Origin of the sequence: Variovorax sp. WDL1 (assembly GCF_001541225.1) — a bacterium.
Lineage (GTDB): Bacteria > Pseudomonadota > Gammaproteobacteria > Burkholderiales > Burkholderiaceae_C > Variovorax.
In genome coordinates, this window is sequence record NZ_LMTS01000285.1 from 24,535 (window position 1) to 28,764 (window position 4,230).

The following is a 4,230-nucleotide window of genomic DNA, read 5'->3' on the forward strand; positions in this document are numbered from 1 at the left end:
ATCGATGCTGTGCGACCAGCGCCGGCCCGCATCCTCCCGCACGTGCCAGCGGTCGCCGGAGGTCGCGACCGCCATGTCGGCCAGCGGCACGCGCAGCGCCGGACCGCTGCCCGCATCGACCTGCACTTGCCACGGCAGGCCGCCGGGGCGGCGGCCCGCGCCGCGCAGTTCGCCGCCGACCTCGAGCAACAGGTCGCGCAGGCCGAGCGCGCGCAGGGCTTCGATGCCGTGGTCGACCGCAAAGCCCTTGGCGATGCCCGACAGGTCGAGCACCACGCCGCCCGGCTGCAGCACGCTGGCATCGCCGGGTTCGAAGCACAGGCGCTGCCAGCCCACGCGCGCGGCGGCTTCGCTCAGCGCGTGCGCATCGGGCGCGGCGGAGGCAGCCTCGGGGCCGAAGCCCCAGCAGGCCACGAGCGGCGCGACGGTGGGGTCGAGCGCGCCTGCGCTGGCGCGTGCCCAGTCGAGCGCGCAAGCCAGCACGGTGGCGAACTCGGCGGGCAAACGGTGGCGCGAACCGGCGTGCGCGCGGTTGAAGCGGCTGATGTCGGAGTCGGGCTCCCAATGGCTCATCTGCGCCACGACGCGGCCGAGCGCATCCTCGACGGCGGCGCGCACCTCTTCGAGCGCGAGCATGCGCGGGTTGTCGAAGCGCAGCGACCAGGTGGTGCCCATGGTGCGCCCGTCCAGCCGCTGCAGGCGGGACGGATCGGCGCGGCGCGGCATCGCCGCGGCGGCATAGCCATCGGCCAGCCGGCGTGCGAAGGAAGGAGCCGGTGCGGGCGCGGCAGCGGCTTTCAAGGGGCGCTCATCGCAGTCGCCTCGCCTCCGGTTGCGGTGCGAGCCCCTTCGGGCGGCCGGGGGGCGCTCACGGTGCCACTTCGAGCGTGGCCGCGTAGCTCAGCCGGCGCTCCTTGGCCTGGGGCACGGTGGTCTTGCTGTCGCGCGTCGAGGCATCGAGCCAGTACATGCCGGCGCTGGGCCATGTCACGCTGAACTGGCCCTTGTCGTCGGTCTTGAGCTTGACTTCGCTCAGCTTGTCGCGGTACTGCGTGTTGCCGGCGGTCACCGTCACTTCGAGGTCCTTGGCGGGCTGGCCGTCGATGCGCAGCGCGAAGGTCGACTTCTCGCCCTTGACCAGATCGGTCGGGCTGCCGGTGCTCACGAGTTCGAGGCCCTGGCCGATCGGCTTGAGCGTGCTGGGCTTGCCGACGGTGACGAAGGTCTCGATGCGGCCTGCCGACTGGGTGATGCTCACGTCCGTCGCATCGGCAGGGATCTCCTTGCCGATGCTCTCGGGCGTGCCGCGCGCGCGCTTGTTCTGGCCCGTGGCCTTGTCCTTCCAGCTCGCGAAGACACCGTTGTTCAGCACGGCGATGCGGTAGGTGCCCGCTTGCGCCACGGGCACGTCGAACACGCTGCGGTGCTTGAGCCTGGCTTCGTTCTCGGGCTTGATCAGGTTGCCGTCGGGCGCGACGATCTGCAGGCCGTCCAGCCGCAGCGGCGCATGGTTGGCGACGAACAGGTCGTTCGACACCGCCGCATCGACGGTGATAGTGTCGCCCTTCGACAGCACGGTGGTGGATGGCAGCAGCCAGGCGTTGTGGGCCTGCACGGCAGGGACGGCGCACGACAGTGCGAAAGCGAGAGCGGCGAGGCGCACGGCGGGCTGGATCATGAAGACTCCTCTGGTTGTAGAAAAACGGCCTGGCAGGCTGCCTGGCGGGCTGTTGCGGTGCATGACCACTACGGCCTGAGCTCGAGCCGGATCTCCCCGAGCTCTTCCTTGCCGGCGGCCACCGGCTGCGCCGCACTTGCGGGCGGCCACTGGAACGGGATGCTCACGACCTCGCGGCCGCCGACCTCGCGGGCCGCCTCGACGACCAGCTTGTATGCGCCCGGTGCAAGCCTGGGGAGCGCGCCGGTGCCTTCCACGAAGTTCAGCTGGTGCTTGCCCGCCGGCTTGGTGGCGCTGGTCACGCCGTCGACCGGCACTGCGAGCTCGCGGCCGCCGCGCCGCCACCACTGGCGCAGGTCCTTCAGCCATTTCGTGCCTTCGCCCTCGGGGTTGTTGGTCTTGGTGCGCACGTCGTACCAGAGCGCAAGGGTCGCGGCCGGCGTGTTGTCGGGCCGCTCGATCCACGCCGCCACGTAAGGCCGGTGGTATTCCGCGGCATTGAGGCGCGGCACCTCGATGTTGACTGCGAGGCTCGCCGCCAATGCGGGCGCCCCGAACACTGCCGACATGGCAACGGGCGCGAGTGAATAGCGGATGTGCACGAAAAGACCTTTCTTCTTCGGGTTTCGATCAATGGACAAGGAGGAGTGCGAGGAGGAAAGGCGCCAGCAGCCCCATGGCCACCATCGGCCAGGTGAAGGGCCGGTTGCCCGCATGCATCTTGAGGATGAGCAGGCCGGTGAGGGAGAACAGCAGCGCCGCCGCCGCGAAGACGTCGATGAACCAGCTCCAGGCCGCGCCGGTGTTGCGCCCCTTGTGCAGGTCGTTCAGGTAGGAAATCCAGCCGCGGTCGGTCAGCTCGTACTCGGCCTCGCCGTCCTCGAGCCCGATACGCAGCCAGGCGTCGCCGCCCGGGCGCGGCAGCGAGAGATAGACCTCGTCCTGCGACCACTCCGCCTCCTTGCCGGCCGTATCGACGCCCCACTGCGCCTGCACCCAGCGTTGCAGTTCGGCCGGCAGCTCGGCCTTGCCCTTGGTGGTCTTCGCGATATCCGGCTGCAGGCCGGCCAGTTGCCCGCGCAGCGCGGCATCGACTGTGTCGGTCTTGTGCGTCACGGCCGGCCGCGCCTCGATCTGCGACGCATGGTTGAGGGTGATGCCTGTGATGCTGAACAGCAGCATGCCGACGAGGCACAGCGCCGAGCTGACCCAGTGCCATTCGTGCAGGGTCTTGAGCCAGTAGGAACGGCGTCGAGAGGGGGCGGTGACAGTGGTGGCAGAGGCGCTCATCGGAGCGCGATTGTAGCCATACAAATGAGAATCACTGTCATTTGAGCGTGACAGTGGGGCGGCGCACCCGCTGACTCGCTCTTGCGTTCACCAGCTCGATTGGAAATTAGGGGCTCTCTAATTCTTTCAACTTAATTTCAATCCAGACGTTTTTGGATGACGCAAAAAAAAGAGCTGAATGTACCCGAAATAGTTATTAAGCCGAACTACTTCATAGCAGCAAATTCCGATGTGACGGAGGGAAAGGTGTGAAGTTTTGCCGGTCCTGCGGCATTTGTCCGACACAAATTCGAGCAGTTGTCCGACAATAGATCAGCCCGAAAACTATTGACACGACTAAAAGCAACACCATGAAGAACCTCTCGTAGCCAGCCGCCGCGACCAGGTGCAGTCAATGCAGATTACTTAAGTACTCAAATAACCAACTACAGGTGGATTGCACCCCCCAGATCCACCCGCACAGGGTCGGGCACAGAGAACGTGCCACACCCCTCTAGCCCACGCGGCAATTAGCCGCTCCGTTTTTTAATCATTTATTCAGCAATTCTTTTGCGCCCTTTTAGAGGCGCAGGGGATTTCTTTTCTCAATTTACAGATTGACCAGGAGATTCGGCGTGAAAAGGATCGACAAATGCGCGCTTCTGCTTTGTGTTGCAGCAGGTGCACTCGCAGGTTGCGGAGGGGGCGGAAGCGGCCCAGGCGGCAGCTTCGCTCTCCCTCAAGGCACGGATGCGTCGACAGCGTCGCCGATGTCGTCGACGAGCGCGTCGACAACCGCAGCGGCCGTCGAGCCCGCCGCAAGCAAGGATGTAGTGCTCAGCAAGCTCGAATCCGGTTGGGTCAAGGTCGCCGAGGAAGGCCAGGCATTCAACCTGTCCTCATTGACGCTCGTGCAGTACGGCGCGAATTCGACCTGGATGAGCAAGGATCTCTCCGGCACCGTGGCGTGCAGCAATGCGACCTTCGGCCGCGACCCGCTCGAGTACGTGGCGAAGGCCTGCTATGTGCAGGCCGCGCCTGCCGCGGGAACCGTGCTCGCGCAGGAAGGTGGCTCGTTCACCGTGCCTGCGCCCACGCTGGTGAAGTACGGCGCCGACTCGCGCTGGATCACCAGGTCGGTGAGCGGGACGGCCGATTGCACCAACACGTTCTTCGGTGGCGACCCTGCGTTCATGACGGCGAAATCATGCGTTTCGGCCGGTCCTGCGCCTGAGACCGACTACACCTCCAAGCCCGCCCCCGCGCCCGCCCCTGCCCCCGCC

The 4,230-nt window shown here is 66.4% G+C and carries 4 protein-coding genes and 1 pseudogene; 1 reads left to right on the plus strand and 4 read right to left on the minus strand.

Annotation, left to right across the window (positions count from 1 at the left end):
- From APY03_RS40905 to APY03_RS34340, 4 genes are all read right to left on the minus strand, one after another.
- On the minus strand, nt 1-801 hold an 801-nt coding region (locus tag APY03_RS40905), incomplete at its 3' end, for an FAD:protein FMN transferase (protein ID WP_232324520.1).
- Nucleotides 802-868: 67 nt separating this feature from the next.
- A complete protein-coding gene (locus APY03_RS34330) occupies nt 869-1,678 on the minus strand; it encodes a DUF4198 domain-containing protein (protein ID WP_068684404.1) in 810 nt (269 codons plus the stop codon).
- Between the two features lie 68 nt (nt 1,679-1,746).
- The gene (locus tag APY03_RS34335; protein WP_443082861.1) at nt 1,747-2,247 is read right to left on the minus strand and encodes a DUF2271 domain-containing protein; all 501 of its coding nucleotides are present in this window, start codon (nt 2,245-2,247) and stop codon (nt 1,747-1,749) included.
- Nucleotides 2,248-2,308: 61 nt separating this feature from the next.
- Complete coding sequence (locus APY03_RS34340; RefSeq protein ID WP_068684418.1) at nt 2,309-2,968, minus strand: PepSY-associated TM helix domain-containing protein; 660 nt, start codon at nt 2,966-2,968, stop codon at nt 2,309-2,311.
- 812 nt (nt 2,969-3,780) lie between these two features.
- Between APY03_RS34340 and APY03_RS34345 the strand changes: the two are divergent.
- Nucleotides 3,781-4,230: pseudogene (locus tag APY03_RS34345) on the plus strand (hypothetical protein); the annotation flags it as partial.